Source organism: Pseudomonas palmensis, assembly GCF_017848315.1.
In the GTDB taxonomy this organism is placed as follows: domain Bacteria; phylum Pseudomonadota; class Gammaproteobacteria; order Pseudomonadales; family Pseudomonadaceae; genus Aquipseudomonas; species Aquipseudomonas palmensis.
In genome coordinates this window covers 37678-63915 of sequence record NZ_JAFKEC010000006.1, presented here as the reverse complement: position 1 = coordinate 63915, position 26238 = coordinate 37678, and the positions used below count along the sequence as shown (strand labels likewise).

Annotated in this window: 27 protein-coding genes; 14 read left to right on the top strand and 13 right to left on the bottom strand. The window is 64.4% G+C overall.

What is annotated here, in order from left to right:
• Window positions 1-11 precede the first annotated feature (11 nt).
• Together gatA and gatC are read right to left on the bottom strand one after the other, a co-directional pair.
• The gene (gatA, locus tag JZZ72_RS05745; protein ID WP_043862478.1) at window positions 12-1463 is read right to left on the bottom strand and encodes an Asp-tRNA(Asn)/Glu-tRNA(Gln) amidotransferase subunit GatA; all 1452 of its coding nucleotides are present in this window, start codon (window positions 1461-1463) and stop codon (window positions 12-14) included.
• A gap of 16 nt (window positions 1464-1479) precedes the next feature.
• On the bottom strand, window positions 1480-1767 hold the full coding sequence (gene gatC, locus JZZ72_RS05740; RefSeq protein ID WP_043862477.1) for an Asp-tRNA(Asn)/Glu-tRNA(Gln) amidotransferase subunit GatC: 288 nt from the start codon (window positions 1765-1767) through the stop codon (window positions 1480-1482).
• Window positions 1768-1972: 205 nt separating this feature from the next.
• Here gatC and mreB point away from each other — a divergent pair, with 205 nt between their 5' ends.
• From mreB to tldD, 8 genes are all read left to right on the top strand, one after another.
• Complete coding sequence (gene mreB / locus JZZ72_RS05735; protein WP_008371426.1) at window positions 1973-3010, top strand: rod shape-determining protein MreB; 1038 nt, start codon at window positions 1973-1975, stop codon at window positions 3008-3010.
• 205 nt (window positions 3011-3215) lie between these two features.
• Window positions 3216-4205, top strand: a complete 990-nt coding sequence (mreC, locus tag JZZ72_RS05730; RefSeq protein WP_373870457.1) for a rod shape-determining protein MreC — start codon at window positions 3216-3218, stop codon at window positions 4203-4205.
• Window positions 4205-4693: a rod shape-determining protein MreD gene (gene mreD, locus JZZ72_RS05725; RefSeq protein WP_043862475.1), complete on the top strand. Its 489-nt coding sequence runs from the start codon at window positions 4205-4207 to the stop codon at window positions 4691-4693. The genes mreC and mreD overlap by 1 nt, the downstream gene beginning before the upstream one ends.
• A gap of 37 nt (window positions 4694-4730) precedes the next feature.
• On the top strand, window positions 4731-5336 hold the full coding sequence (locus JZZ72_RS05720; protein ID WP_043862474.1) for a Maf family protein: 606 nt from the start codon (window positions 4731-4733) through the stop codon (window positions 5334-5336).
• A gap of 88 nt (window positions 5337-5424) precedes the next feature.
• Window positions 5425-6882 carry a ribonuclease G gene (gene rng / locus JZZ72_RS05715; RefSeq protein WP_043862473.1) on the top strand — a complete coding sequence of 486 codons (1458 nt, stop codon included), beginning with the start codon at window positions 5425-5427 and terminating at the stop codon, window positions 6880-6882.
• 79 nt (window positions 6883-6961) lie between these two features.
• On the top strand, window positions 6962-10777 hold the full coding sequence (locus JZZ72_RS05710) for a YhdP family protein (RefSeq protein ID WP_210014161.1): 3816 nt from the start codon (window positions 6962-6964) through the stop codon (window positions 10775-10777).
• Between the two features lie 9 nt (window positions 10778-10786).
• Window positions 10787-11638, top strand: a complete 852-nt coding sequence (locus JZZ72_RS05705; RefSeq protein WP_054916383.1) for a carbon-nitrogen hydrolase family protein — start codon at window positions 10787-10789, stop codon at window positions 11636-11638.
• A gap of 2 nt (window positions 11639-11640) precedes the next feature.
• Window positions 11641-13080 (top strand): metalloprotease TldD, encoded by a 1440-nt coding sequence (tldD, locus tag JZZ72_RS05700; RefSeq protein ID WP_210014160.1) that lies wholly within the window; start codon window positions 11641-11643, stop codon window positions 13078-13080.
• A gap of 42 nt (window positions 13081-13122) precedes the next feature.
• Here tldD and yjgA read toward each other — a convergent pair whose 3' ends face one another.
• Window positions 13123-13644, bottom strand: a complete 522-nt coding sequence (yjgA, locus tag JZZ72_RS05695; RefSeq protein ID WP_043862469.1) for a ribosome biogenesis factor YjgA — start codon at window positions 13642-13644, stop codon at window positions 13123-13125.
• A gap of 108 nt (window positions 13645-13752) precedes the next feature.
• Between yjgA and pmbA the strand changes: the two genes are divergently transcribed.
• The 6 genes from pmbA to JZZ72_RS05665 all read left to right on the top strand — a co-directional run bounded on the left by pmbA (window position 13753) and on the right by JZZ72_RS05665 (window position 19048).
• Window positions 13753-15099: a metalloprotease PmbA gene (pmbA, locus tag JZZ72_RS05690; RefSeq protein ID WP_043862468.1), complete on the top strand. Its 1347-nt coding sequence runs from the start codon at window positions 13753-13755 to the stop codon at window positions 15097-15099.
• A gap of 169 nt (window positions 15100-15268) precedes the next feature.
• A complete protein-coding gene (locus tag JZZ72_RS05685; RefSeq protein WP_043862467.1) occupies window positions 15269-15670 on the top strand; it encodes a hypothetical protein in 402 nt (133 codons plus the stop codon).
• Complete coding sequence (locus JZZ72_RS05680; RefSeq protein ID WP_210014159.1) at window positions 15663-17039, top strand: class II fumarate hydratase; 1377 nt, start codon at window positions 15663-15665, stop codon at window positions 17037-17039. Before JZZ72_RS05685 ends, JZZ72_RS05680 begins: the two co-directional genes overlap by 8 nt.
• A 29-nt stretch (window positions 17040-17068) precedes the next feature.
• Window positions 17069-17530 (top strand): tetratricopeptide repeat protein, encoded by a 462-nt coding sequence (locus JZZ72_RS05675; RefSeq protein WP_043862465.1) that lies wholly within the window; start codon window positions 17069-17071, stop codon window positions 17528-17530.
• A gap of 1 nt (window position 17531) precedes the next feature.
• A complete protein-coding gene (locus JZZ72_RS05670) occupies window positions 17532-18143 on the top strand; it encodes a superoxide dismutase (RefSeq protein ID WP_210014158.1) in 612 nt (203 codons plus the stop codon).
• An 11-nt stretch (window positions 18144-18154) separates the two neighbouring features.
• Complete coding sequence (locus JZZ72_RS05665; protein WP_058541430.1) at window positions 18155-19048, top strand: ZIP family metal transporter; 894 nt, start codon at window positions 18155-18157, stop codon at window positions 19046-19048.
• Between the two features lie 15 nt (window positions 19049-19063).
• On the opposite strand, the gene JZZ72_RS05660 is transcribed toward JZZ72_RS05665, so the two are convergent.
• The 10 genes from JZZ72_RS05660 to JZZ72_RS05615 form a co-directional block, all read right to left on the bottom strand.
• Complete coding sequence (locus JZZ72_RS05660) at window positions 19064-19336, bottom strand: HPr family phosphocarrier protein (protein WP_043862462.1); 273 nt, start codon at window positions 19334-19336, stop codon at window positions 19064-19066.
• Window positions 19337-19356: 20 nt separating this feature from the next.
• Window positions 19357-20211, bottom strand: coding sequence for an RNase adapter RapZ (gene rapZ / locus JZZ72_RS05655; protein WP_043862461.1), 855 nt, complete (start codon window positions 20209-20211; stop codon window positions 19357-19359).
• A 2-nt stretch (window positions 20212-20213) separates the two neighbouring features.
• Window positions 20214-20678, bottom strand: a complete 465-nt coding sequence (gene ptsN / locus JZZ72_RS05650; RefSeq protein ID WP_043862460.1) for a PTS IIA-like nitrogen regulatory protein PtsN — start codon at window positions 20676-20678, stop codon at window positions 20214-20216.
• A gap of 12 nt (window positions 20679-20690) precedes the next feature.
• Complete coding sequence (gene hpf / locus JZZ72_RS05645; RefSeq protein ID WP_043862459.1) at window positions 20691-20999, bottom strand: ribosome hibernation-promoting factor, HPF/YfiA family; 309 nt, start codon at window positions 20997-20999, stop codon at window positions 20691-20693.
• Window positions 21000-21081: 82 nt separating this feature from the next.
• Window positions 21082-22575, bottom strand: a complete 1494-nt coding sequence (locus JZZ72_RS05640) for an RNA polymerase factor sigma-54 (RefSeq protein WP_043862458.1) — start codon at window positions 22573-22575, stop codon at window positions 21082-21084.
• 188 nt (window positions 22576-22763) lie between these two features.
• Complete coding sequence (gene lptB / locus JZZ72_RS05635; RefSeq protein WP_043862457.1) at window positions 22764-23489, bottom strand: LPS export ABC transporter ATP-binding protein; 726 nt, start codon at window positions 23487-23489, stop codon at window positions 22764-22766.
• Window positions 23490-24014: a lipopolysaccharide transport periplasmic protein LptA gene (gene lptA / locus JZZ72_RS05630; RefSeq protein ID WP_054916380.1), complete on the bottom strand. Its 525-nt coding sequence runs from the start codon at window positions 24012-24014 to the stop codon at window positions 23490-23492.
• Entirely contained in the window at window positions 24001-24573 is a 573-nt protein-coding gene (gene lptC / locus JZZ72_RS05625) for an LPS export ABC transporter periplasmic protein LptC (protein WP_210014157.1), read from the bottom strand. The genes lptA and lptC overlap by 14 nt, the downstream gene beginning before the upstream one ends.
• An 8-nt stretch (window positions 24574-24581) precedes the next feature.
• On the bottom strand, window positions 24582-25106 hold the full coding sequence (locus tag JZZ72_RS05620; protein ID WP_043862454.1) for a KdsC family phosphatase: 525 nt from the start codon (window positions 25104-25106) through the stop codon (window positions 24582-24584).
• Complete coding sequence (locus JZZ72_RS05615) at window positions 25107-26081, bottom strand: KpsF/GutQ family sugar-phosphate isomerase (RefSeq protein ID WP_043862453.1); 975 nt, start codon at window positions 26079-26081, stop codon at window positions 25107-25109.
• Window positions 26082-26238: the final 157 nt, after the last annotated feature.

Genomic DNA, 26238 nt, shown 5'->3' with positions numbered 1-26238 from the left:
GTGTCTGTCCCTCAGAAGCCGGTAGGTGCGCGGGTGTGCCAATCAGTCACTTGCTGATAGCGGTGCGCGACGTTGAGCAGGCGGCCTTCCTGGAAATACGGGGCCAGCAGTTGCACGCCGACCGGCAGGCCGTCGACAAAACCGGCCGGCATCGACAGGCCTGGCAGGCCGGCGAGGTTGGCGGTGATGGTGTAGACGTCTTCCAGGTAGGCGGCGACCGGGTCGCTGTTCTTGGCGCCAAGCTTCCAGGCCGGGTTGGGCGTGGTCGGGCCGAGAATCACGTCGACCTCTTCGAAGGCGGCCATGAAGTCGTTCTTGATCAGGCGGCGGATCTTCTGCGCCTGCAGGTAGTAGGCATCGTAGTAGCCGGCCGACAGCGCGTAGGCGCCGACCATGATGCGCCGCTGCACCTCGGGGCCGAAGCCTTCACCGCGCGAACGCTTGTACAGGTCGGTGAGGTCCTTGGGGTCTTCGCAGCGGTATCCGAAGCGCACGCCGTCGAAACGCGAGAGGTTGGACGAGGCTTCGGCCGGGGCGATGACGTAGTACGCAGGGATCGCGTGCTGCATGTTCGGCAGGCTGATCTGCTTGACCACCGCGCCGAGCTTTTCCAGCTCCTTGACGCTGGCCTGGATCAGGTCGGCGATGCGCGGGTCCAGGCCGGCACCGAAGTACTCCTTCGGCAGGCCGATGCGCAGGCCCTGCAGCGAGGCGTTGAGCGGGGCGCTGTAGTCGGGCACCGGTTCGTCGATGCTGGTGGAGTCCTTGGCGTCAAAACCGGCCATGGCCTGCAGCAGCAGCGCGCAGTCTTCGGCGGTACGCGCCAGCGGGCCACCCTGGTCGAGGCTGGAGGCGTAGGCAATCATGCCCCAGCGCGACACGCGACCGTAGGTCGGCTTGAGGCCGGTGAGGTTGGTCAGCGCCGCCGGCTGGCGGATCGAACCGCCGGTGTCGGTGCCGGTGGTGGCCGGCAGCAGGCGCGCGGCCACGGCGGCGGCCGAACCGCCGGACGAACCGCCCGGCACGTGTTCGAGGTTCCACGGGTTCTTCACCGCGCCGTAGTGGCTGGATTCGTTGGCCGAACCCATGGCGAACTCGTCCATGTTGGTCTTGCCCAGGGTGACCATGCCGGCCTCGGCCAGCTTGCTGACCACGGTGGCGTCATACGGCGAGACGAAGTTGTCGAGCATCTTCGAGCCGCAGCTGGTGCGCACGCCCTGGGTGCAGAACAGGTCCTTGTGGGCGATGGGGGCGCCCAGCAGGGCGCCGGTTTCACCGCCAGCACGGCGGGCGTCGGCGGCACGCGCCTGGTCCAGGGCCAGGTCTTCGGTGACGCTGATGAAACTGTTGATTTGCGGGTCGAGCTGCTGGATGCGCGCCAGCAGCGTGCGGGTCAGCTCTTCGGCAGAAAAGGCTTTGTCGGCGAGTCCGCGGGCGATCTCGGCCAGGGTCAGTTGATGCATGGCAGGCTCTATTCCCTTACTCGATGACTTTAGGAACCAGGTACAGGCCGCTTTCGGTCGCCGGGGCGATGGCCTGGTAGCTGTCTCTCTGGTTACTTTCTGTTACCACGTCGGCACGCAGGCGCTGACGGGCTTCAAGGGGGTGGGCCAGTGGCTCGATGCCAGTGGTGTCGACCGCTTGCATCTGGTCGACCAAACCCAGAATACTGTTCAAGGCATCGGTAGTGCGCGGAAGATCGGCTTCATTGAGGCCCAGGCGGGCCAGGTGAGCGATCTTTTCCACGTCGCAGCGTTCAAGCGCCATGGGGATCTCCAGGGGAAAACAAAAAACGGAATTGGTCCGCGAATGAGGAACATGCTGGCAGATTTACGGTCATAAGGCCGCGATTGTGTGCTGGCTTGCTCGGAAAAACTGCCAATTTAACATATTGGCGCCTTGCCCAAAATCCCCGCCGTTGTTAGAGTTTGCCGCACTTTTTTACCCACGCGTTGCCTAGGGTCACTTTCCCATGTTCAAGAAACTGCGTGGCATGTTTTCCAGCGATCTTTCCATCGACCTGGGCACTGCCAACACCCTTATTTACGTGCGTGAGCGCGGTATCGTCCTGAATGAGCCTTCGGTTGTGGCCATTCGTACTCACGGCAACCAGAAAAGTGTCGTCGCTGTCGGCACCGAGGCCAAGCGCATGCTCGGCCGTACGCCCGGCAACATCGCTGCCATTCGTCCGATGAAGGACGGCGTGATCGCCGATTTCAGCGTCTGCGAAAAGATGCTGCAGTACTTCATCAACAAGGTTCACGAAAACAGTTTTCTGCAGCCCAGCCCTCGCGTGCTGATCTGCGTTCCGTGCAAGTCGACCCAGGTAGAGCGCCGCGCCATTCGCGAGTCGGCCCTCGGTGCCGGTGCCCGTGAAGTGTTCCTGATCGAAGAGCCGATGGCCGCCGCCATCGGTGCCGGCCTGCCGGTCGAGGAAGCCCGTGGTTCGATGGTCGTCGATATTGGTGGTGGTACCACCGAAATCGCACTGATCTCCCTCAATGGTGTGGTGTACGCCGAATCCGTGCGTGTGGGTGGCGACCGTTTCGACGAGGCCATCGTCACCTACGTGCGCCGCAACTACGGCAGCCTGATCGGCGAGTCCACCGCCGAGCGTATCAAGCAGGAAATCGGTACTGCCTACCCGGGCGGCGAAGTGCGTGAAGTCGACGTACGCGGCCGCAACCTGGCCGAAGGCGTGCCACGTGCCTTCACCCTGAACTCCAACGAAGTGCTCGAAGCCCTTCAGGAATCGCTGGCGACCATCGTGCAGGCGGTCAAGAGCGCCCTGGAGCAATCGCCACCGGAGCTGGCTTCGGACATCGCCGAGCGCGGCCTGGTGCTGACCGGTGGTGGTGCGCTGCTGCGCGACCTGGACAAGCTGCTGGCCCAGGAAACCGGCCTGCCGGTGATCGTCGCCGAAGACCCGCTGACCTGTGTCGCCCGTGGCGGCGGTCGCGCGCTGGAGATGATGGACAAACACACCATGGACCTGCTCTCCAGCGAGTGATTTGCTGACCGCCCACCCCGTCCCCCGGTTTACAGGTAGCGCCCACAGTGCTACCTGTATGTGCTGGTGGCGCGTGTGGGCGTCGTTTCCATCCATCCTGCAAGCAGGCCGGTGCGTTGCCGTATGAATGACCCCCTGAATCTTCGAGGAGCGGCCTATTAAACCGCTTTTCGCCAAAGGCCCTTCGCTGGGCGTGCACCTGCTTGTGCTGGTTGTGCTGTCTATCGCCCTGATGGTGGTGGACGCCCGCTTTACCTTGCTCAAGCCGCTGCGCAGCCAGATGGCGCTGGTGCTGATGCCTTCCTATACCATCAGCGACTTCCCGCAACGCATGTGGCAGGGCGTGGCCAGCCAGTTCGGCAGCCGCACCGAGCTGATCGCCGAGAACGAGAAACTCAAGACCGAAGCCTTGCTGCTGCAAGGTCGCCTGCAGAAGCTGGCGGCCCTGACCGAGCAGAACGTGCGCCTGCGCGAGTTGCTCAACTCCTCGGCACTGGTCAACGAGAAGGTCGAGGTGGCCGAGCTGATCGGCGTCGACCCCAACCCCTTTACCCACCGCATCCTGATCAACAAGGGCGAACGCGACGGCGTGGTGCTGGGCCAGCCGGTGCTCGACGCCCGTGGCCTGATGGGCCAGGTGGTCGAGCTGATGCCGTACACCTCGCGGGTGCTGCTGCTCACCGACACCACCCACAGCATTCCGGTGCAGGTCAACCGCAACGGCCTGCGCGCGATTGCCAGTGGCACCGGCAATCCCGAACGCCTGGAACTGCGCCACGTGGCCGACACCGCCGACATCAAGGAAGGCGACCTGCTGGTCAGTTCCGGCCTGGGCCAGCGCTTCCCGGCTGGCTACCCGGTGGCCACGGTGCGCGAGGTGATCCACGACTCCGGGCAGCCGTTCGCCATCGTGCGGGCGGTGCCGACCGCGGCGCTCAACCGCAGCCGCTACATGCTGCTGGTGTTTTCCGACAGCCGTACCCCCGAACAGCGCGCCGCCGATGCTGCGCAGGCTCAGGAAGCGGCTGATCGCCAGGCGCAGAGCCCGATCGATGGCAGCATGCCGGCTGCCGCGCCGGGCGCACCTGCCGCACCCGCTGCGCCGGGCACGCCTGCGCCAACCCCTGCACCTGCTCCTGCCGCCGCGCCCGCTGCCCCTGCAGCCGCACCGGCCACTTCTCGGGAGAGACACTGATGAGCAGTACCCGTAGCCGCAACGGTTGGGTGGTCTGGTTGACCTTCCTGATCGGCCTGCTGCTGAGCGTGTGGCCCACGCTGCCGTTCATGGAGATTTTCCGTCCGCTGTGGCTGGCCCTGCTGCTGGCCTTCTGGACGCTGCACCTGCCGCACAAGGTCGGCATGACCACCGCATTCGTGCTGGGGCTTGCCGAGGACGTGCTGTACGGCACGCTGCTGGGGCAGAACGCCCTGGTGCTGGTGCTTATCACCTTCCTGGTGCTGTCGCTGCAGCAGCGCCTGCGCATGTTCCCCATGTGGCAGCAGAGCCTGGTGATTCTGGTGATCTTCGGCCTGGCCCAGCTGGTTCAGCTGTGGCTCAGCGCCCTGACCGGCAACCGCCAGCCGACCCTGGCGCTGGTGTGGCCGGCGGTGATCAGTGCGCTGCTGTGGCCCTGGATCAGCTTCGCCTTGCGCGGCCTGCGCCGACGCCTGAGTATCAACTGATTCACGTTGCCCACCGACGCTGACACGGAGACGTCACATGACCCCGCTGTACCTGGCCTCTGGTTCGCCACGCCGACGTGAGCTGCTCTCCCAGATCGGCGTGCCGTTCACCCCGGTGGCCGCCAGCATCGATGAAACCCCTCTGGATGCCGAACCGGCTGACGCCTATGTCGAGCGCCTGGCGCGCGAGAAGGCGGCTGCCGGCCTGGCGGTGTTGCGCGCCAGCGGCGTGGAAGGGCACCTGGCGGTACTGGGCGCCGACACTGCGGTGGTGCTCGACGGGCAGATCCTCGGCAAGCCGCAGGGGCAGGCCGACGCCCTGGCCATGCTGGCCGCATTGTCCGGACGCGAGCACGACGTGCTGACGGCAGTGGCGGTGACCGATGGCGAGCGCTGCCTGAGCGTGAACGTTGCCAGCCGCGTCAGCCTGCGCCCCATCAGCCCCGAACAGGCCCTGGCCTACTGGGCCAGCGGCGAGCCGCAGGACAAGGCCGGCAGCTATGCGATTCAGGGCCTGGCGGCAATTTTCGTCAAGGCGCTGCAGGGCAGCTACTCGGCGGTGGTCGGCTTGCCGTTGAGCGAAACCGCCGAGCTGCTGGAGCAATTTGCCATTCCCTGCTGGCAAGGCCTGCCGCCCCGTTGAGCGAGGAACTGCCCGTACCCCTTTAATTGCTCGCCAGCGACCGCCGGGCAATCCATCATTAGCTGAAGACCTTTGACGAGAGCCTGCCATGAGTGAAGAGATTCTGATCAATATCACGCCGATGGAATCACGCGTGGCGGTGGTGGAGAACGGTGTTCTTCAGGAGGTGCACGTCGAGCGCACCCAGCGGCGGGGCATCGTCGGCAACATCTACAAAGGCAAGGTGGTGCGGGTGCTGCCCGGCATGCAGGCGGCGTTCGTCGACATCGGCCTGGAGCGCGCGGCGTTCATCCACGCCTCGGAAATCTCCCAGCGCGAAGGCGCCAGTGTCGAGACCATCAGTGCCCTGGTGCACGAAGGCCAGAGCCTGGTGGTGCAGGTGACCAAGGACCCGATCGGCTCCAAGGGCGCACGCCTGACTACCCAGCTGTCGATCCCGTCGCGCTATCTGGTGTACATGCCGCGTACCAGCCATGTGGGCATCTCGCTGAAGATCGAGGACGAAGGCGAACGCGAGCGGCTCAAGCAGGTGGTCACCGACTGCATCGCCCAGGAAAACATCCAGGACGCCGGCGGGTTCATCCTGCGCACCGCGGCCGAGGGCGCCGGCGCCGACGAGATCGTCATGGACATCCGCTACCTGCGTCGCTTGTGGGACCAGATCGGCGCCCAGATCAAGACCGTTGGCGCACCCACCGAAATCTACGAAGACCTGGGCCTGGCCCTGCGTACCCTGCGCGACCTGGTCAACCCCAAGATCGAGAAGATCCGCATCGATTCGCGGGAAACCTTCCAGAAGACCACGCAGTTCGTCGCCGAGCTGATGCCGGAAATCGCCGACCGCCTGGAGCACTACCCGGGGGAGCGGCCGATCTTCGACCTGTATGGCGTCGAGGACGAGATCCAGCGTGCCCTGGAGCGCAAGGTGCCGCTCAAGTCCGGTGGCTACCTGGTGGTCGACCCGGCCGAGGCGATGACCACCATCGACGTCAACACCGGGGCCTTCGTCGGCCACCGCAACCTCGAAGAGACCATCTTCAAGACCAACCTGGAGGCTGCCACGGCGATTGCCCGCCAGCTGCGCCTGCGCAACATCGGCGGCATCATCATCATCGACTTCATCGACATGGAAGACGAAGAACACCAGCGCCAGGTGCTGCGTACCCTGGAAAAACAGCTGGAACGTGATCACGCCAAGACCAACATCATCGGCATCACCGAGCTGGGGCTGGTGCAGATGACCCGCAAGCGCACCCGCGAAAGCCTTGAACAGGTGCTGTGCGAACCATGCGCCAGTTGCCAGGGCCGCGGCAAGCTGAAGACCCCTGAGACCATCTGTTACGAAATTTTCCGCGAGATCCTGCGCGAGGCCCGCGCCTACCAGGCCGAAGGCTACCGGGTGCTGGCCAACCAGAAGGTGGTGGACCGCCTGCTCGACGAGGAATCGGGCAACGTGGCGGAGCTGGAGGCATTCATCGGGCGAACCATCCGCTTCCAGGTGGAGTCCATGTATTCCCAGGAACAATACGATGTGGTGCTGCTCTGACTCGCGTTGAAACCTACCCTGCGCTGGAAAACTGCGCGTACCGGGCCATAGTTAACGGACCACACGGGGAGCCCTTGCCATGGAGCGTCTGATCCGCGTTCTGGGCATCTTGACCCGTTGGGGGCTTGGCCTGTGCGCCTTGCTTGCCGTGCTGGTGGCGTTGTACGTCAGCCTCGGCCGCGAGCTGGTGCCACTGGTTGCCGAGTACCGCGCCGAGGTGGAGCAGAAGGCCGAGGCCGCACTGGGCATGCCGGTGCATATCGGTGCCCTGGAAGGCCGCTGGAGCGGCCTTGCGCCGGTGTTGCGCGTACGCGACGTGCAGCTGGGCGAAGGCGCCGGCGCCTTGCGCCTGGACGAGGTCAAGGTGGTGCCCGACCTGTGGGCCAGCCTGATGCAGCGTCAGGTCCGCCTGGCCCAGGTCGAACTGGGCGGCCTGCAACTGAACCTGCACGAAGATGAAAACGGTCACTGGAGCCTCAAGGGTCTGCCGGTGCAGGACGATCAGCCACTGGATGTACAGCAGTTGCTCGAACGCAGCCAGGTGGTGGCGAAGGTGTCGGTGCTCGACAGCCAGGTGACCCTGGAGCCGTTCGCGCATGAGCCGATGACCCTGACCTATGTGAGCCTCGGGCTGCAGACCGGCAGCGTGCGCCAGCGCCTGGATGCGCGCCTGACCCTGCCCGACGGCCAGCCGATGAGCCTGAGCCTGCGCAGCCGCGTGCGCGCCGACCAGTGGCGCGACGGTGCGGTGGATGCCTACCTCAGCCTGCCACAGAGCGACTGGGCCAAATGGGTGCCGGCGCGGCTGCTGGGCCCGTACACGGCCAGCGAACTGCGTGCCGGTGGCGAGGCCTGGGTAGGGTGGGGCAAAGGCCAGTTGCAGACCGCGACGCTGCGCCTCAACGCGCCCCAGCTCAAGGGTGCGCATGCCGGTCGCAAGGCGGTAAAGGTCGAGAACCTTGCGCTCAACGCCTGGTTCAGGCGCAGCGACAAGGGCTTTGACGTGGTGCTCGATTCCCTGGCCATGAGCCTGGGCGACACCCGCTGGGAATCCCACGTTCAACTCAGGCAGAGCGCCGCCACCGAGCCGGCCGATGAAGTGTGGGCGATCCAGGCCGACCGCCTCGATTTGACCCCGCTGACCCCGCTGATTCAGGCGCTCGCGCCGCTGCCGGAGGCGGGCATGGCCGTGGTCGAGGGCCTCAAGGTCACCGGCGGCCTGCGCAATGTGCGCCTGGACGTGCGGCCCAGGGCCGAAGGCGATCAGCGCCTGAACTTTGCAGCCAACCTGGACCGCGTCGGCTTCAATGCCTACCACGGCGCCCCGGCTGCCGGGAATGTCAGCGGCAGCATCAGCGGCGACCTGGGCCAGGGCGAGCTGCGCCTGGACACCGACAAGTTCATGCTGCACCTGACGCCGATCTTCGCCGACCCCTGGCATTACCTGAAGGCCAATGCACGCCTGACCTGGCGACTGGACTCCGAGGGTTTCACCCTGGTTGCGCCGTACCTTAAGGTGCTGGGTGACGAGGGCAGGATTGCCGGCGACTTCCTGATCCGGCTGCTGTTCGACGATGCACGCGAAGACTACATGGACCTGCGTGTGGGCCTGGTCGACGGCGATGGCCGCTACACCGCCAAGTACCTGCCCGAAGTGCTCAGCCCTGCGCTGGATCACTGGTTGCGCACCGCAATCCTCAAGGGCGCGGTGGATGAAGGCTATTTCCAGTACCAGGGCTCGCTGCACCACGGCGCGACCCCCGAGTCGCGCAGCATCAGCCTGTTCTTCAAGGTGCATGACGCCGAGTTGGACTTCCAGCCCGGCTGGCCCCACGTGAGCAAGGTCGATGGCGACGTGTTCATCGAGGACACCGGTGTGCGGGTCAAGGCGCGCAGCGGGCAGTTGCTCGGCACCCGGGTGCGCAATGTGGACGTGAACATTCCCCATGTGAACGAAGGCGAGCATACCCACCTGTACCTGGACGGAGAGTTCGACGGGCGCCTGGCCGACGGGGTGAAGATCCTGCAGGACGCGCCGATCGGTACCGGCCCGACCTTCGCCGGCTGGGAAGGCGAGGGCCCGCTGCAGGGCAAGCTCAAGCTCGATATCCCCCTGGAGCACGGCCAGCAGCCCAAGGTGCTGGTGGATTTCAGCACCGAACAGGCGCGCCTGAAGCTGAGTGAACCGCCGCTGGAGCTGAGCCAGTTGAACGGCACTTTCCGCTTCGACTTCGACAAGGGGCTCAGCGGCCAGAACATCACCGCGCGCGCCTTCGACAAGCCCATCAGCGCACAGATCTTTGCCGAGGGGCAGCCTGGGCAATTGCAGACCCGTATCGCCGCCAAGGGCCAGATCGCCTTGAAGGCGCTGACCGACTGGCTGAAATTCACCCAGCCCTTGCCAGCCTCCGGAGAAATCCCCTACCAGTTGCAGGTCAGTGTCGGCAGCCGCGAAAACCAGCTGAGCATCGACTCTACCCTCAAGGGCCTGAAAGTGGACCTGCCGGCGCCGTTCGGCAAGGCGGTCAGCGAAACCCGGGCCACGCAGTTCAAGATGAACCTGCAAGGGCCGCAACAGCGCTTCGATGTGGCCTACGCCGACGTCGCCAGGCTGGCCTATGCCGCGCCTGCCGGCAAGCTCGGCCAGGGGCGCGGTGAGCTGCTGCTGGGCAACGGCACGGCGCAACTGCCGGCCGGTCAGGGCCTGCGGGTGCGTGGCCGGCTCGCGCAGCTGGACATTGAGCCCTGGCAGAAGCAGTTCGAGCAGATGGCCGGTGACGATCCGGGCGGCAATGCCCGGCAGGTGCTCAACAGCGTGGACGTGAGCATCGGCCAGCTCAAGGGCTTTGGCCAGACCCTCAACCAGGCAGTGGTACGCCTGGACCGCGGGAGCAACTTCTGGAACCTGCGCCTGGACAGCAAGGAGGTCATCGGCACGGCCCGCCTGCCCGATGCCAAGGGCGCCCCGATCGTGATCAACCTGCCGACCCTCCACCTGCCGCCGTCCGACCCGGCCGACGCCAGCGCAGTGGACGGACCGGACCCGCTGGCCGATGTCGACCCGCGCAAGATCCCGGCGATCGACCTGAGCATCGGCAGGCTGTTCCTTGGCGATGATCTGCTCGGCAGCGTCGCGCTGAAAACCCGTCCCACCTCCAAGGGCGTGGCCCTGAACGACCTGGACCTGAACCTCAAGGGCCTGGCGATCGATGGCACCGCCACCTGGGAAGGCACGCCGGGGCGCAGCGACAGTTGGTACAAGGGGCGCCTGGAAGGCAAGAACCTGGCCGATGTGCTGACCGCCTGGGGCTTCGCGCCGACGGTGACCAGCCGAGACTTCCGCCTGGACGTGGACGGACGCTGGCAGGGGTCGCCGGCCTGGGTCAGCCTCAAGCACTTCTCCGGCAACCTTGATGCCTTGCTGCGCAAGGGGCAGTTCGTCGAAGTGGAAGGCGGAGCGCAGGCCTTGCGCGTGTTCGGCCTGCTCAATTTCAACTCGATCGGCCGGCGCCTGCGCCTGGACTTCTCCGACCTGCTCGACAAGGGCCTGAGCTACGACCGGGTCAAGGGCCTGCTGGTGGCAAGCGAGGGGGTGTATGTGACGCGCGAGCCGATCACCCTGACCGGCCCGTCCAGCAACCTCGAGCTCGATGGCACCCTGGACATGGTTCGGGACCGGGTCGATGCGACCTTGCAGGTGACCTTGCCGGTGACCAACAACCTGCCCCTGGCGGCGCTGATCGTGGGCGCGCCAGCGGTGGGCGGGGCGCTGTTCCTGGTGGACCGGCTGCTGGGGGATCGGGTGGCGCGCTATGCCAGTGTGCATTACCGCGTCGAGGGCCCGTGGAAAGAGCCTAAGATTAGCTTTATCAAACCTTTCGAGAAGTCGCGCTAGAACATGGACATGACGTCAGCGGTTATTCAGATGGTCAGCCAGGACGATGTGCCGGGCAACCTGGCGCGGGCCCGTGCCCTGCTGGAGCGGGCTGCCGAAGGGGGCGCGCGGCTGGCGGTGCTGCCGGAAAACTTCGCTGCCATGGGCCGGCGCGACAGCGCCGCCATCGGCCGGGCCGAGGCGCTGGGGGAGGGGCCGATCCTGCCATGGTTGAAACAGGCGGCCCGCGACCTCAGGTTATGGATTGTAGCGGGCACCTTGCCGCTGCCGCCGCTCGACCGGCCCGAGGCCAAAGCCCATGCCTGCTCCCTGCTGGTCGACGAGCACGGCGAGCAGGTGGCCCGCTACGACAAATTGCATCTGTTCGATGTGGATGTGGCCGACAACCGTGGGCGCTACCGCGAGTCGGACGATTATGCCCACGGCGCGCGGGTGGTGGTGGCCGATACCCCGGTGGGGCGCCTGGGCCTGAGCGTGTGCTACGACCTGCGCTTTCCCGAGCTGTACAGCGCGCTGCGTGCGGCCGGAGCCGAACTGATCAGTGCACCGGCAGCCTTTACTGCAGTAACCGGTGCGGCCCATTGGGACGTGCTGATTCGCGCCAGGGCCATAGAAACACAGTGTTACGTATTGGCGGCCGCCCAGGGCGGCACGCACCCGGGGCCACGGGAAACCCATGGCCATGCCGCCATTGTCGACCCCTGGGGGCGTATCGTTGCCCAGCAGGCCAGCGGTGAAGCGGTGCTGCTGGCGCCCCGCGACAGCAGCGAACAGGCGTCCATTCGGGCGCGGATGCCGGTGGCCTCGCACCGGCGCTTTTTTTCGCAGGACGCATTGCGGCCTGCGCACACCTCGGAGTGACTATGAGCGAGTTGTTATCCACTGTCAGCGATCACCTGCTGGCGCCGGGCGGCCTGACCCTCGACAGCCTGCAATCGGTGCTGGGCGAGTTAGCCGGGCCGGGAATCGACGCAGCCGACCTGTACTTCCAGGGCCAGATTTCAGAGTCCTGGGCGCTTGAAGACGGCATCGTCAAGGAAGGCAGCTTCAACCTCGACCAGGGGGTCGGGGTACGCGCCCAGTCTGGTGAAAAGACCGGCTTTGCCTACAGCAACGCGATCAACCTCGAAGCCCTGACTTCCGCTGCACGCGCCGCGCGCTCCATTTCCCGCGCCGGCCAGAATGGCAGCGTGCAGGCCTTCAAGAGCCAGGACGTGACCGCGCTGTATGCGCCGGGCAACCCGCTGGATGTGCTCAGCCGCGCCGAGAAGGTCGAGCTGCTCAAGCGTGTCGACGTAGCCACGCGTGCCCTGGACCCGCGTATCCAGCAGGTCAGCGTGAGCATGGCCGGGGTGTGGGAGCGCATTCTGGTGGCCGCTGCCGATGGCAGCCTGGCGGCCGACGTGCGGCCGCTGGTGCGCTTCAACGTCAGTGTGATCGTCGAGCAGAATGGCCGTCGCGAACGTGGCGGGCATGGCGGCGGCGGGCGCACCGACTACCGCTACTTCACCGACGAGCGGGTGATGGGTTTTGCCCGCGAAGCGCTGCGCCAGGCACTGGTCAACCTCGAGGCCATTCCGGCACCGGCCGGCACCTTGCCGGTGGTGATGGGCGCCGGGTGGTCCGGTGTGCTGCTGCACGAGGCGGTCGGGCATGGCCTGGAGGGCGATTTCAACCGCAAGGGCAGCTCGGCCTACAGTGGCCACCTGGGCGAGAAGGTCGCGTCCAGCCTGTGCACCATCGTCGACGACGGCACCCTCGAAGGGCGCCGCGGTTCGTTGAGCGTGGATGACGAAGGCACCCCGACCGAATGCACCACACTGATCGAGAACGGCATTCTCAAGGGCTACATGCAGGACAAGCTCAATGCCCGCCTGATGGGCATGGCAGTCACCGGCAACGGGCGGCGCGAGTCGTATGCGCACCTGCCGATGCCACGCATGACCAACACCTACATGCGCGCCGGCGAAAGCGACCCGGCGGAGATCATCGCCTCGGTCAAGCGTGGCATCTACTGCGCCAACCTCGGCGGTGGCCAGGTGGACATCACCAGCGGCAAGTTCGTGTTCTCCACCAGCGAGGCTTACCTGATCAAAGACGGCAAGATCACCGCGCCGGTCAAGGGTGCGACGCTGATCGGCAACGGCCCCGAGGCCATGAGCCGGGTGTCGATGGTCGGCAACGACCTGTCGCTGGACAGTGGTGTGGGTACCTGTGGCAAGGATGGGCAGTCGGTGCCGGTGGGCGTTGGCCAGCCGACCCTGAAGATCGATGCGATCACCGTGGGTGGCACGGGCGCATGAGCATGAAACCGGGCGGGCAGGGTGCCTGCCCGGTGGCGAGAATCAGCGCAGGCCGCGCTGGATTTCGTCGAGGTCGCGGATGTACTTGAAGATCTTGCGGCTGGCGGTGGGCGCCTTGTTGCGCGCCAGCTCGTGCTGGGCCTGGCGGATCAGCGAGCGCAGCTGCTGGCGATCGGCGTCCGGGTATTCCTGGACGAACTTCTCCAGTACGTCGTCGGTGCCGCCGATCAGCCGGTCGCGCCAGCGTTCGAGGTTGTGGAAGCGTTCGTTGTACTGGCGCGAAGAGGCGTCGAGCTGGTCGAGCAGCGCGAGGATCGCGTCGATGTCCTGGTCGCGCATCAGCTTGCCGATGAACGACTTGTGACGGCGCTTGGCTTCGTTCGCGGTGTGCCGCTTGTGCTCTTCCAGGGCCGCGCGCAGTTCGTCGGTCAAGGGCAGTTTGGCCAGGATATCGGGCTTGAGCGTGGTAAGGCGCTCGCCCATATCAACCAGCGCCTGCATCTCGCGCTTGATTTGGGTTTTGCTTTTTTCGCCGTCGAAGGCGGTGTCGTAAGAATCAACCATGGGGGCAGTCCGCTGAGAATCGCCGCCATGATAACCAGTCGGGGGCCGCTTGTCCGGTCCGGTCGTAGATTGACCCGAGCCGAACGCAGAATTTGAGTGGAGAAAACCATGAGTGCAGTCCAGAGCGTAGGTCCGCAGGCCCTGCCGGCGTTGCAGGAACAGGTCGAACAGATCATCGCCGAAGCCCGGCGCCAGGGCGCCAGCGCCTGCGAAGTGGCCGTATCGCTGGAGCAGGGGCTGTCGACCTCGGTGCGCCAGCGCGAGGTGGAGACGGTGGAGTTCAACCGCGACCAGGGCTTCGGCATCACCCTGTATGTGGGCCAGCGCAAGGGCTCGGCAAGCACCTCGGCCAGTGGCAGCGATGCCATTCGCGAAACCGTGGCGGCGGCCCTGGCCATCGCCAAGCACACCTCCGAGGACGAATGCTCGGGCCTGGCCGACCCGGCCCTGATGGCCCGTGACCTGCAGGATTTCGACCTCTATCACGCCTGGGACATCACCCCCGAGCAGGCCATCGAAAAGGCCCTGGCCTGCGAAGCTGCGGCGTTCGACACCGATGCCCGCATCAAGAACGCCGATGGCACCACACTCAGCACCCACCAGGGATGCCGGGTGTACGGCAACAGCCACGGCTTCATCGGTGGCTACGCCTCCACCCGCCACAGCCTGAGCTGCGTGATGATCGCCGAAGGTGACGGGCAGATGCAGCGTGACTACTGGTATGACGTGAACCGCCAGGGCGAGCTGCTGGCCGATCCGCAGAGCATCGGGCGTCGCGCTGCGCAGCGTGCGGCGGCGCGCCTGGGCGCACGTCCGGTGCCGACCTGCGAGGTACCGGTGCTGTTCTCGGCGGAGCTGGCCGGCGGGTTGTTCGGCAGTTTCCTGTCGGCGATTTCCGGCGGCAACCTGTACCGCAAGTCGTCGTTTCTGGAAGGCTGCATGGGCCAGCGCCTGTTCCCCAGCTGGCTGACTCTGGACGAGCGGCCGCACCTGCAGCGTGCCCTGGGCAGTGCCTCGTTCGATGGGGACGGCCTGGCGACCTATGCCAAGCCGTTCGTCGAAAATGGCGAGCTGGTGTCGTATGTGCTGAGCACCTATTCCGGACGCAAGCTGGGGCTGCCAAGCACCGCCAACGCCGGTGGCGTGCACAACCTGTTCGTCACGCATGGGGTCGAAGATCAGGCTGCATTGCTGCGCCGCATGGGGCGCGGGTTGCTGGTGACCGAGCTGATGGGGCATGGCTTGAACATGGTGACCGGTGACTATTCGCGCGGCGCAGCGGGGTACTGGGTGGAGAACGGCGAGATCCAGTTTGCGGTTCAGGAAGTCACGATTGCCGGCAACATGAAGGACATGTTCCAGCAGATTGTCGCTATCGGCAACGATCTTGAAACCCGTAGCAATATTCACACAGGCTCGGTGCTGATCGAGCGCATGACGGTCGCCGGCAGCTGACACCGCCGGCCTGTGCGCGGTCCCCGTAGGCGCCGGCGTTGCCGGCGAAGGGGCCACCTCCGGTTACACATCGAAGCCCGGCCCCGTGCCGGGCTTTTTGCTTTTCGCCTTTGGTCGCACTTGAACTGATTCTGATTATCACTTAATAATGACTATCATTATCTAGGCGATGATGTTCATGAGACCTGTCCTTCACGAATTGCCCTACCTCGAAAACTGGCGCTGGCTGAGCCGGCGAATTCGCTGTGCCCTCGAGCCCGACGAGCCGCGCCTGATCGAACACTACCTGGCCGAAGGTCGCTACCTGGTCTGCTGCACCGAGACCTCGGCCTGGACCGTCGCCTTGACTTCCTTCCGCCTGCTGCTCGACACCGCGTGCGACCGCATGCTGCCGTGGCATTGGCGCTGCTTGTGCCTGGACCAGGCCTGGAAGCCGCTGCTGCAGCTGCGCAAGCTCGACGGCGGCGAGCACGGCCAGCGCTGGCAGCCCTTCGCCCTGCAACTGGCGAACTGCACGCTGCTGCCTTCGATTTCTTTCGCTGAACTGATGCAAGGACTTGATGATGAGTAATACCCGTATCGAGCGTGACAGCATGGGTGAGCTGCAGGTGCCGGCCGAGGCCCTGTATGGCGCCCAGACCCAGCGCGCGGTGAACAACTTCCCGATCAGCCAGCAGCGCATGCCGACCCAGTTCATCCGGGCCCTGCTGCTGGCCAAGGCCGCCGCCGCCAAGGCCAACGTCGAGCTGGAGCAGATCAGCCAGGCACAGGGCGCTGCCATCGTCACCGCCGTGGAACAGTTGCTGGCTGGCGATTTCATGCAGCACTTCCCGGTCGACGTGTACCAGACCGGCTCCGGCACCAGCTCCAACATGAATGCCAACGAGGTGATCGCGACCCTGGCCAGCCGTGTGCTGGGCGACACGGTAAACCCAAATGACCATGTCAACTGCGGCCAGAGCAGCAACGACATCATCCCCACCACCATCCACGTGAGCGCCGCGCTGGCCCTGCACGAACAACTGCTGCCGGCGCTCAGGCACCTGGTGCAGGTGATCGAGCACAAGGCCGAGCAGGTGCACCCGTTCATCAAGACCGGTCGCACCCACCTGATGGACGCCATGCCCGTGCGCATGAGCCAGGTGCTGGGCGGCTGGGCGGCACAGGTCAAGGCGGGCATCGGTCACCTGAACGACACCCTGCCAAGCCTGCAGGCCCTGGCCCAGGGCGGCACTGCGGTGGGCACCGGGATCAACGCCCACCCCGGGTTCGCCGCGCGTTTCAGCCAGCAACTGAGCGGCCTGACCGGGGTGCAGTTCGTGCCGGGGGAAAACCTGTTTGCCCTGATCGGCTCGCAAGACACCGCCGTGGCTGTTTCCGGCCAGCTCAAGGCCACCGCCGTGGCCCTGATGAAGATCGCCAACGACCTGCGCTGGATGAACTCCGGCCCGCTTGCCGGGCTGGGCGAGATCGAGCTTGAAGGGCTGCAGCCTGGCTCCTCGATCATGCCGGGCAAGGTCAACCCGGTGATTCCGGAAGCCACCGCCATGGTGGCCGCGCAGGTCATCGGCAACGATGCGGCCATCGCCGTGGCGGGCCAGTCGGGCAACTTCGAACTGAACGTGATGCTGCCGATCATTGCGCAGAACCTGCTGGGCAGCATCGAGCTGATGGCCAATGTGAGCCGTCTGCTGGCCGACAAGGCCATCGCCACCTTCAAGGTCAACGAACCCAAGCTCAAGGAAGCCCTGGCGCGCAACCCGATCCTGGTGACCGCGCTGAACCCGATCATCGGCTACCAGAAGGCTGCCGAAATCGCCAAGACCGCCTACAAGCAGGGGCGCCCGATCATCGAGGTTGCGCTGGAACACACCGACCTGCCGCGCAGCCAGCTGGAAGTCCTGCTCGACCCTGAAAAACTCACGGCCGGCGGTATCTGACACCGCCCACCGCTTCGGAGGTTTCTGTCATGCAGCATTGGAAACGCACCACTGAAATAGCCAACCGCCTGTTCCAACAGGGCGATCTGGTGGATGCCCGCGAGTTGTACTTGCAGGCCCTGGCCTTGGCCCAGGTGTTGTTCGAGCGCTGGCAGGACGCCGACGAGGCGGTGGCCGCCTGTGTGATTTCGCACCACAACCTGGCCGACCTGCATTTGCGCCTCAAGCAGCCGCAGGAGAGCGCCGAGTACCTGTGCGCCATCCACCAGCGCCTGTTGCAGGCCAGCCAGGATCAGCGCCTTTCGCCGTTGCTGCGCGATGCGGCGCTGCGCCAGAGCAGCAAGACCTACACCGAACTGCTCAATTTCATCAGCGAGTATGGCCAGTACCCCCGTACCGAACGCCTGCTCTACCGCCAGGGGGCGCAGCCGGCACTGTTTGCCGGCCAGGAACAACTACAGCCCCCAGCCCTTCATTATGGAACCCACTGATATGCCGCATACCTTGCCTGCATTGCCGTACGCCTACGATGCGCTGGAACCGCACATCGACACCCAGACCATGCAGATTCACCACAGCAAGCACCACCAGACCTACATCAACAACCTCAATGCCGCCATCGAGGGCACCGAATACGCCGAGTGGCCGATCGAGCAGCTGGTCGCCAGCGTCAAGAGCCTGCCGCAGAATCTGCAGGCCGCAGTGATCAACCAGGGCGGCGGGCATGCCAACCACAGTCTGTTCTGGACGGTGATGGCGCCCGGCGGCGGCGGTCAGCCCCACGGCGCGGTGGGCGAGGCGATCGATGACCAGCTGGGCGGTTTCGATGCATTCAAGGATGCGTTCACCAAGGCTGCGCTGACCCGCTTCGGCAGTGGCTGGGCGTGGCTGAGCGTAACGCCGCAGAAAACCCTGGTGGTAGAGAGCAGCGGCAACCAGGACAGCCCGCTGATGAATGGCAATACGCCCATTCTTGGCCTGGACGTGTGGGAGCATGCCTACTACCTGCTGTACCAGAACCGTCGCCCCGAATACATCGGCGCCTTCTACAACGTGATCAACTGGTCCGAAGTAGAGCGTCGCTACGTTGCTGCCCTGGTGTGAGTCCTAGCGGCATGCGCTCGGAGGTGATGGCCATTGGCGGTGTGCGCCTGTTCAGGTTGGCGCTGGGCACACTGTTGCTGTTGGTGGGGACGGCGTTGCTGCTGGTACAGGGCTTCGCCTGGCTGGACCTGGAACCGCGGATGTTGCGTGCGCTTGAGGGTGGGGCCATGTGTGCGCTGGGCACTGCCCTGGGCGCAGTGCCGGTGTTGGTGATTCGCAGCATGCCGGTGGCCGTGGCCGATACCCTGATGGGGTTCGGCGCAGGCGTGATGCTGGCCGCCACGGCGTTCTCGTTGATCATCCCGGGGCTGGACGCCGCCCAGGCGGTCGGCTTCGGCAAATGGGGGGCAGGTGGCCTGATCAGCTTCGGCCTGCTGTTCGGTGCGTTCTGCATCTACCTGGTGGACCGCAGGGTCTCGGGCGCAACACCGGACGACCTGGTCGCCGTGCCCGGCAGGCCGGTGATTCCGGCGCGCATCTGGGTGTTCGTGATTGCCATCATTGCCCACAACATCCCCGAAGGCATGGCCATCGGGGTGTCGGCCGGTGGCGGCATGCCGGATGCCGACAGCCTGGCCATGGGTATCGCCCTGCAGGATGTGCCAGAGGGGCTGGTGATCGCGCTGGTGCTGGCTGGAGCGGGGATGGGCCGTTTCAAGGCGTTTCTGATCGGCGCGGCATCCGGGCTGGTGGAGCCACTGGCGGCGGTGCTGTGCGCGTGGGTGGTGAGCGTCGCCGAACTGATGCTGCCGCTGGGCCTGGCTTTCGCTGCCGGGGCCATGTTGCTGGTGGTGACCCAGGAGATCATTCCCGAGTCACGCAGCAACGGCAATCATCGCCTGGCCAGCCTGGGGCTGTGCATCGGCTTCTGCCTGATGATGGTGATGGATACCGCGTTGTCCTGAAGCGAGAAGGCGAGGTTACTCGCCTTCGTCGAAATAGTTGTTGATCAGTTCGACCAGGCCTTGCAGCGCTTCGGCTTCCTGTTCGCCTTCGGTCTTGAGGTGGATGCTCGTGCCCTTGCCGGCGGCGAGCATCATCACGGCCATGATGCTCTTGCCATCGACCATCGACTCCGGGGTACGGCCTACACGCACCGAACACGGGTACTTGCCCGCCACGCCAACGAACTTGGCCGCTGCCCGGGCGTGCAGCCCCAGCTTGTTGATAATCTCGATTTCAATGGCGGGCATCGCGGGCGGGATCCTGAGGGCTAGAGGTCGCGGTGGCGAACCTGGACGTTCTTCAATGTTTGTTGCAGCACCTGGCCCAGGCGTTCGGTGATGTACACCGAGCGATGATGACCGCCGGTGCAGCCGATGGCGATGGTGACATAGGCCCGGTTGCTGGCGGCGAACCGTGGCAGCCACTTGAGCAGGTACGACGAAATGTCCTGGAACATCTCCTCGACGTCCGGTTGCGCGGCCAGGTAGTCGATGACCGGTTGCTCCAACCCCGAATGATCCCGCAGCTCGGGCTTCCAATAGGGGTTGGGCAGGCAGCGCACATCGAACACCAGGTCGGCGTCGACCGGCATGCCACGCTTGAAGCCGAACGACTCCACCAGAAACGCCGTGCCCGGCTCGGGCTGGTTGAGCAGGCGCAGCTTGATCGAGTCGCGCAGCTGGTACAGGTTGAGATTGGTGGTGTCGATCTTGAGGTCGGCCAGGTCGGCGATCGGCCCCAGCAGGTCGCTCTCTACCCGGATGGCTTCGGCCAGGGAGCGTTGCGTGTTGGTCAGCGGGTGGCGCCGGCGCGTCTCCGAGAAGCGCTTGAGCAGCGTTTCCTCGTCGGCGTCCAGGTACACCACATCGCAATGGATGTGCTTGCTGCGGGCATCCTCCAGCAGCTCGGGGAAGCGGCTCAGGTGGCTGGGCAGGTTGCGCGCGTCGATGGAAACGGCCACCAGCGGCTGCAGCAGCTCGGTATTGATCAGTGCGTTTTCGGCCAGTTGCGGCAACAGCCCGGCAGGCAGGTTGTCGATGCAGTAGTAGCCGTTGTCCTCAAGTACCGCGAGCGCGGTGCTCTTGCCGGAGCCGGAGCGACCGCTGACGATGATCAAGCGCATGTTCAGTGCCCGTTTTGCACGTCCAGTACGACCTGGTACAGGGATTGGCTATCGGTGGCCGCGCGCAGTTTGTCGCGCACGTCCTTGCGGTCGAGCATGCTGGCGATCTGGCGCAGCAGCTCAAGGTGCGCATCGGTGGCGGCTTCCGGGACCAGCAGCAGAAACAGCAGGTCGACGGGAGCGCCATCGATGGCGTCGAAGTCGATGGGAGCGTCCAGGTGCAGCAGGGCGCTTACCGGTTTTTCACAACCTTTCAAGCGGCAGTGCGGGATGGCGATACCATTGCCGAAGCCGGTCGAACCCAGTTTTTCACGGGCGATCAGGCTCTCGAACACGGTTTGGGTGTCCAGCTCGGGTACTTCCTTGCCGATCAGATTGGCAATCTGTTCGAGCGCACGCTTTTTACTGCCGCCCGGCACGTTCACGAGGGAACGGCCGGGGGTCAGGATATCTTCTAGTCGGATCATGGGTGGGGGGGATCAGCGGGCCGCTGCACCTTGCAGGAGGCTTTGCTGTTTTTCCTTGTGTTTTTTCAGTTGGCGGTCGAGCTTGTCGGTAAGGGCGTCGATCGCTGCATACATGTCTTGATGTTCGGCGTTGGCAACCACTTCGCCGCCCGGGATCTGCAAGGTAGCCTCAATTTTCTGCTGAAGCTTTTCGACCTTCATGATCACCGTCACGTTGGTGATCTTGTCGAAGTGACCCTCCAGTCGTTTCAGCTTCTGCTCGACATACTCGCGCAGTGGCGGAGTGACTTCTACATGCTGTCCACTGATATTGACTTGCATACAGCTTCTCCTTTTGTTGCCGGTGCATAAGAGGCAGGTGTTGCGCCTGCCACTGAATTGCGGTGGCACATCTCAGGGGATGTCACATCAATCGCTTGCGTTCGCTCGACGGTGCAATGCCAAGGGACTCGCGGTACTTGGCGACGGTGCGACGGGCTACCTGGATGCCTTGTGCCTCCAGTAAACCAGCGATCTTGCTGTCACTCAATGGCTTTTTCTGATTTTCAGCCGCGACCAGTTTCTTGATGATCGCGCGGATCGCCGTGGACGAGCATTCGCCGCCCTCGGAGGTGCTCACGTGGCTCGAGAAAAAGTATTTCAGTTCGTAGATGCCGCGCGGGGTGTGCATGTATTTCTGCGTGGTCACCCGCGAAATGGTCGACTCGTGCATGCCCACCGCCTCGGCGATATCGTGCAGTACCAGCGGTTTCATCGCCTCGTCGCCGTGGTCGAGAAAGCCGCGCTGGTGCTCGACGATCTGCGTGGCCACCTTCATCAGCGTCTCGTTGCGGCTCTGCAGGCTCTTGATGAACCAGCGCGCCTCCTGCAACTGGTTGCGCATGAAGGTGTTGTCGGCGCTGGTGTCGGCGCGACGCACGAAACCGGCGTATTGCGGGTTGACCCGCAGGCGCGGCACGGCTTCCTGGTTCAGCTCGACCAGCCAGCGGTCGGAATCCTTGCGCACGATGACATCGGGCACCACGTATTCGGCTTCGCTGGACTCGATCTGCGAGCCGGGGCGCGGGTTGAGGCTCTGTACCAGTTCGATGACCTGGCGCAGTTCGTCTTCCTTGAGCTTCATGCGACGCATCAGCTGGCTGTAGTCGCGGCTGCCGAGCAGGTCGATGTAGTCGCTGACCAGGCGCTGCGCCTCGGCCATCCACGGCGTACGCGGCGGCAGCTGGCGCAGTTGCAGCAGCAGGCATTCGCTGAGGTTGCGGGCACCGATGCCGGCGGGCTCGAACTGCTGGATACGGTGCAGCACGGCCTCGACTTCGTCGAGTTCGATGTCCAGTTCCGGGTCGAACGACTCGCACACCTCTTCGAGGGTTTCTTCGAGATAGCCCTGGTTGTTGATGCAGTCGATCAGCGTCACGGCAATCAGCCGGTCGGTGTCGGACATCGGTGCCAGGTTGAGCTGCCACAGCAGGTGGCTCTGCAGGCTCTCGCCGGCAGAGGTGCGGGTGGTGAAGTCCCACTCGTCATCGTCATTGCTGGGCAGGCTGCTGGCGCTGGTCTGGTAGATGTCTTCCCAGGCCGTGTCGACCGGCAGTTCGTTGGGGATGCGCTCGTTCCATTCGCCTTCTTCGAGGTTGTCCACCGTGGGGGCGGACTCCTGGAAGCTGCTCTCCTGAGGTTCGGCAACCGGCTTGGTCTCGGCGTTGTCGGCCATCGGGTCGCTGTTGTCGAAATCCTCGCCTTCTTCCTGGCGTTCGAGCATCGGGTTGGACTCCAGCGCCTCCTGGATTTCCTGTTGCAGGTCCAGGGTGGAGAGCTGGAGCAGTCGGATAGCCTGTTGCAACTGAGGAGTCATCGTCAGTTGCTGGCCCATTCTTAGGACGAGCGATGGTTTCATGGCTGGGGCTTAACACCTTATTCGCCGGCGCACAGGCGCCATCTACTACAAGGGCGCGAGAGGCGCCAACTTTAAGCAAATTATATGCCTGAAATCAAAGCGTTTGCCTAGAGCGCTGGAACAATTAACCCCGGGTGGAGCCATTTGCCAGCGCCCAGGCAGCGCCATGTTCAGCCATGTGCCGCAGCTTACAGGCGGAACTCGTGGCCGAGGTACACCTCTTTCACCAGGTCGTTGGCCAGGATGGTCTGTGCATCGCCTTCGGCGATCAACTGGCCATCGTTGACGATGTAGGCGGTTTCGCAGATATCCAGGGTTTCACGGACGTTGTGGTCGGTGATCAGCACGCCGATGCCCTTGGCCTTCAGGTGGTGGATGATCTGCTTGATGTCGCCCACGGAGATCGGGTCGACACCGGCGAAAGGTTCGTCGAGCAGGATGAACTTGGGCGCGGTGGCCAGTGCCCGGGCAATCTCCACCCTGCGCCGCTCACCACCGGACAGGCTCATGCCCAGGTTGTCGCGGATGTGGCTGATGTGAAATTCCTGCAGCAGGCTTTCAAGCTCCTTGCGGCGACCATCGCGGTCGAGCTCCTTGCGGGTCTCGAGGATCGCCATGATGTTGTCGGCCACCGACAGCTTGCGAAAGATCGAGGCTTCCTGCGGCAGGTAGCCGATGCCGGCACGTGCGCGACCATGCATGGGCTGGTGGCTGACGTCCAGGTCGTCGATCAGCACGCGGCCCTGGTCGGCCTGTACCAGGCCGACGATCATGTAGAAGCAGGTGGTCTTGCCGGCGCCGTTGGGGCCGAGCAGGCCGACGATCTGGCCGCTGTCGATGGACAGGCTGACATCACGCACGACTTGCCGGCTTTTGTAGGCCTTGGCCAGGTGCTGGGCTTTGAGGGTTGCCATCTACTCGGCCTTCTTCTTCGGCTGGATCACCATGTCGATGCGCGGACGCGACTCGGTGACTTTGCCACCGCGACCAGCGGTAGCGATCTGCTTCACCGTGTCGTAGACGATTTTCTCGCCTTCGGTGGTGTTGCCTTCATTGATGACCTTGGCGCGGTCGATCAGCACGATGCGGTTCTGTGGCGCATTGTACTGAATGGTCTTGCCGTAGCCCTGCATCTTGTCCGGCTTGGCTGCGCTCTGCTGCTGCTCGAAGTAGGCCAGGTTGCCCACCGAGGTCACGACGTCGATATCGCCGGAGGCAGTGCGGGTGATGGTCACGGTGTTGCCTTTGATCATCATCGAGCCCTGGGTGATGATCACGTCACCGGTATAGGTGGCAACGCCTTTCTTGTCATCCAGTTGAGCCTGGTCAGCCTGGATACGGATAGGCTGATCACGGTCGTTCGGCAGGGCCCAGGCGCTCGCGCTTCCCAGTGCTGCGCTCAGGCTGAGCAAAAAGGGGAGGGTTTTAACGAGCCTCATACTGTCCTCTTACGTTGGACAGCAGGTTCATCCTGCCGTCTTTCAGATACGCTTTCATTCCCTTGCCCGTAGTTGTGCCACCGGCGCCGTCGATTCTAACGGCTTGCTCGGTCTGCGCATATTGCTTCTGCGGGAAGACTGTCATGCGGGTAGTGGTAATGATGGTTTCGCGGTTCTGGTCGTCGGTGCGGGCAACCCGCACGTTGTCGATCAGTTCCACTTCGGTGCCGTCCGGGTTGACCTCGCCGCGGGTGCTCTGCACGTGCCACGGGTAGGCGGTACCGCGGTACATGTTGAGGTCCGGCGTGGTCAGCAGCGTCACTTCGCTGACCTTGAGGTGTTCGACCTTGTCGGCGGTCATCTCGTACTGCAGCTTGCCATCGGGCAGAAACTGCACGCTGTGGGCATTGATGGCGTAGTAGTCGATGGCGCTTTCGTCGACCTGCGCTGCGGGCTCGTCGAGGAACGTCTCGGGGCTGATGTTCCAGTAGCCGACCGCTGCAAACAAGGCAGCGATCACACTGAACAGCGCGATATTGCGGATCTTTTTACTGAACATGGATCGCTCTACAGGTAGTTGGCATTCGCCGCGTCCAGGTTGCCCTGGGCTTGCAGGATCAGTTCGCAGAACTCGCGGGCTGCGCCTTCGCCACCGCGCGCAAGGGTCACGCCATGGGCGTGCTGGCGCACGAACGGAGCGGCACTGGCTACGGCCATGCCCAAGCCGACCCGGCGAATCACCGGCAGGTCTGGCAGGTCGTCGCCCAGGTAGGCAACCTGTTCATAGCTTAGGCCCAGTTGACCAAGAAGGTCGTCGAGCACCACCAGTTTATCTTCGCGGCCCTGGTACAGGTGCGGGATGCCGAGGTTTTTCGCACGACGTTCGACCACCGGCGTCTTGCGCCCGCTGATGATCGCGGTGGTCACGCCCGAGTTCATGAGCATCTTGATGCCCTGGCCGTCGAGGGTGTTGAAGGTCTTGAATTCGCTGCCGTCCTCGAGAAAGTACAGGCGACCGTCGGTCAGCACGCCGTCCACATCGAATACCGCCAGCTTGATGGCCTTGCCGCGTTGCAGCAGATCGTCGTTCATTTACATCACTCCGGCGCGCAGCAGGTCGTGCATGTTCAGGGCGCCGACCGGCTGGTCGAGCGTGTCCACCACCACCAGCGCGCTGATCTTGTGGTCTTCCATGATCTTCAAGGCCTCGGCCGCGAGCATCTCGGCGCGGGCGGTCTTGCCGTGTACGGTCATCACTTCGTCGATCAGCGTGGTGTGCACGTCGATGTTGCGATCCAGGCTGCGGCGCAGGTCGCCGTCGGTGAACACCCCGGCCAGGCGGCCGTCGCTTTCGCGCACCACGGTCATGCCCAAACCTTTGCGAGACATTTCAAGCAGGGCGTCCTTGAGCAGCGTGCCGCGCTGAACCTGGGGCAGTTCGTCACCGCCGTGCATCACGTTCTCGACCTTGAGCAGCAGGCGTCGGCCCAAGGCACCGCCCGGGTGCGAGAAGGCGAAGTCTTCGGCGGTGAAGCCGCGCGCCTCGAGCAGGGCGATGGCCAGGGCGTCGCCGAGTACCAGCGCAGCGGTGGTGGAGGACGTCGGGGCCAGGTTCAGCGGGCAGGCCTCCTGGCCCACGCGGGCGTCCAGGTTGACCTCGGCGGCCTTGGCCAGCGGCGAGTCGGGGTTGCCGGTGAGGCTGATGAGCTTGATGCCCAGGCGCTTGATCAGTGGCAGCAGGGTCACGATTTCGTTGGTGGTGCCCGAGTTGGACAGTGCCAGGATGATGTCGTCCCGGGTGATCATGCCCATGTCGCCGTGGCTGGCCTCGGCGGGGTGAACGAAGAACGACGTGGTGCCGGTGCTGGCCAGGGTGGCGGCAATCTTGTTGCCGATGTGCCCGGATTTGCCCATGCCCACCACCACGACCCGGCCCTTGCTGGCCAGGATCAGCTCGCAGGCCTTGACGAAATCGGCGTCGATATGGGCCAGCAGGCCCTCTACCGCTTCGATCTCGAGACGGATGGTGCGCTGTGCGGATTGGATCAGGTCGGTGGATTGGCTCATGTCGTAGATCGGATTGCCTGATGAAAAGGCGGGGATTATAGCGGTAATGCGCCAAAGCCTCACCTGTGATTGCAAGGATGCTCTGCCAGAAACCTTAAGTGAGCCTTAACTTGAGCTGAACAGCCTCGGTGATGGCCTTGGGGTGGCTCTATCAGCG

Excerpts from the sequence above, each read along its gene's own strand:
- gatA (WP_043862478.1), bottom strand. The coding sequence starts at position 1,463 with ATGCATCAACTGACCCTGGCCGAGATCGCCCGCGGACTCGCCGACAAA.
- gatC (WP_043862477.1), bottom strand. The coding sequence starts at position 1,767 with ATGGCGCTTGAACGCTGCGACGTGGAAAAGATCGCTCACCTGGCCCGC.
- mreB (WP_008371426.1), top strand. The coding sequence starts at position 1,973 with ATGTTCAAGAAACTGCGTGGCATGTTTTCCAGCGATCTTTCCATCGAC.
- mreD (WP_043862475.1), top strand. The coding sequence starts at position 4,205 with ATGAGCAGTACCCGTAGCCGCAACGGTTGGGTGGTCTGGTTGACCTTC.
- JZZ72_RS05720 (WP_043862474.1), top strand. The coding sequence starts at position 4,731 with ATGACCCCGCTGTACCTGGCCTCTGGTTCGCCACGCCGACGTGAGCTG.
- rng (WP_043862473.1), top strand. The coding sequence starts at position 5,425 with ATGAGTGAAGAGATTCTGATCAATATCACGCCGATGGAATCACGCGTG.
- JZZ72_RS05710 (WP_210014161.1), top strand. The coding sequence starts at position 6,962 with ATGGAGCGTCTGATCCGCGTTCTGGGCATCTTGACCCGTTGGGGGCTT.
- JZZ72_RS05705 (WP_054916383.1), top strand. The coding sequence starts at position 10,787 with ATGACGTCAGCGGTTATTCAGATGGTCAGCCAGGACGATGTGCCGGGC.
- tldD (WP_210014160.1), top strand. The coding sequence starts at position 11,641 with ATGAGCGAGTTGTTATCCACTGTCAGCGATCACCTGCTGGCGCCGGGC.
- yjgA (WP_043862469.1), bottom strand. The coding sequence starts at position 13,644 with ATGGTTGATTCTTACGACACCGCCTTCGACGGCGAAAAAAGCAAAACC.
- pmbA (WP_043862468.1), top strand. The coding sequence starts at position 13,753 with ATGAGTGCAGTCCAGAGCGTAGGTCCGCAGGCCCTGCCGGCGTTGCAG.
- JZZ72_RS05685 (WP_043862467.1), top strand. The coding sequence starts at position 15,269 with ATGATGTTCATGAGACCTGTCCTTCACGAATTGCCCTACCTCGAAAAC.
- JZZ72_RS05680 (WP_210014159.1), top strand. The coding sequence starts at position 15,663 with ATGAGTAATACCCGTATCGAGCGTGACAGCATGGGTGAGCTGCAGGTG.
- JZZ72_RS05675 (WP_043862465.1), top strand. The coding sequence starts at position 17,069 with ATGCAGCATTGGAAACGCACCACTGAAATAGCCAACCGCCTGTTCCAA.
- JZZ72_RS05670 (WP_210014158.1), top strand. The coding sequence starts at position 17,532 with ATGCCGCATACCTTGCCTGCATTGCCGTACGCCTACGATGCGCTGGAA.
- JZZ72_RS05665 (WP_058541430.1), top strand. The coding sequence starts at position 18,155 with ATGCGCTCGGAGGTGATGGCCATTGGCGGTGTGCGCCTGTTCAGGTTG.
- JZZ72_RS05660 (WP_043862462.1), bottom strand. The coding sequence starts at position 19,336 with ATGCCCGCCATTGAAATCGAGATTATCAACAAGCTGGGGCTGCACGCC.
- rapZ (WP_043862461.1), bottom strand. The coding sequence starts at position 20,211 with ATGCGCTTGATCATCGTCAGCGGTCGCTCCGGCTCCGGCAAGAGCACC.
- ptsN (WP_043862460.1), bottom strand. The coding sequence starts at position 20,678 with ATGATCCGACTAGAAGATATCCTGACCCCCGGCCGTTCCCTCGTGAAC.
- hpf (WP_043862459.1), bottom strand. The coding sequence starts at position 20,999 with ATGCAAGTCAATATCAGTGGACAGCATGTAGAAGTCACTCCGCCACTG.
- JZZ72_RS05640 (WP_043862458.1), bottom strand. The coding sequence starts at position 22,575 with ATGAAACCATCGCTCGTCCTAAGAATGGGCCAGCAACTGACGATGACT.
- lptB (WP_043862457.1), bottom strand. The coding sequence starts at position 23,489 with ATGGCAACCCTCAAAGCCCAGCACCTGGCCAAGGCCTACAAAAGCCGG.
- lptA (WP_054916380.1), bottom strand. The coding sequence starts at position 24,014 with ATGAGGCTCGTTAAAACCCTCCCCTTTTTGCTCAGCCTGAGCGCAGCA.
- lptC (WP_210014157.1), bottom strand. The coding sequence starts at position 24,573 with ATGTTCAGTAAAAAGATCCGCAATATCGCGCTGTTCAGTGTGATCGCT.
- JZZ72_RS05620 (WP_043862454.1), bottom strand. The coding sequence starts at position 25,106 with ATGAACGACGATCTGCTGCAACGCGGCAAGGCCATCAAGCTGGCGGTA.
- JZZ72_RS05615 (WP_043862453.1), bottom strand. The coding sequence starts at position 26,081 with ATGAGCCAATCCACCGACCTGATCCAATCCGCACAGCGCACCATCCGT.